Genomic DNA, 775 nt, shown 5'->3' on the forward strand with positions numbered 1-775 from the left:
TGCTGACCGTGGTGTACGGCCTGAGCCCCGACCGCCTGTACGCCACCTACTTTGGCGGCGACGACGCCATGGGCGTGGCCGCCGACTCCGAGGCGCGCGCGCTGTGGCTGCAGTTCCTGCCCGAGTCGCACGTGCTGCCCTTTAGCCGCAAGGACAACTTTTGGGAGATGGGCGACGTGGGCCCCTGCGGCCCCTGCACCGAGATCCACTACGACCGCATCGGCGGCCGCGACGCGTCGGCGATGGTGAACCGGGACGACCCGGACGTGATTGAGATCTGGAACCTGGTGTTCATGCAGTACAGCCGCGAGCCCGACTCCTCGCTGCGCCCGCTGCCGGCCAAGCACGTGGACACGGGCATGGGGTTCGAGCGCCTGGTGTCGGTGCTGCAGGACAAGCGCTCCAACTACGACACGGACATCTTCACGCCCATCCTGGACGCCATCCAGCAGGTGACGGGCGCGCGGGCGTACGGCGGCGCGGTGGGCGCGGCGGACACGGACCGCGTGGACATGGCGTACCGCGTGGTGGCGGACCACATCCGCACCCTGTGCGTGGCCATCGCGGACGGCTCGCTGCCCAGCAACGAGGGCCGCGGCTCCGAGCTGCGCCGCATCCTGCGCCGCGCCGTGCGGTACGGGCAGCAGATGCTGAACGCGCCGCGCGGCTTCTTCTCCGGCCTGGTGCCCATGGTGGCGGCGCACATGCGCGACTGGCTGCCCGGCATCCTGGACAAGGCGGCCTTTGTGCAGGAGGTGCTGGCGGAGGAGGAGGC

At 70.6% G+C, this 775-nt stretch carries 1 protein-coding gene; it reads left to right on the forward strand.

The features are described from left to right. Positions 1 to 775: alanine--tRNA ligase-related protein (locus tag ACK4SE_RS13910; RefSeq protein WP_409693899.1), on the forward strand; the 775-nt coding region annotated here is incomplete at both ends.

It is taken from the genome of Brevundimonas sp. (genome assembly GCF_046293315.1).
Lineage (GTDB): Bacteria > Pseudomonadota > Alphaproteobacteria > Caulobacterales > Caulobacteraceae > Brevundimonas.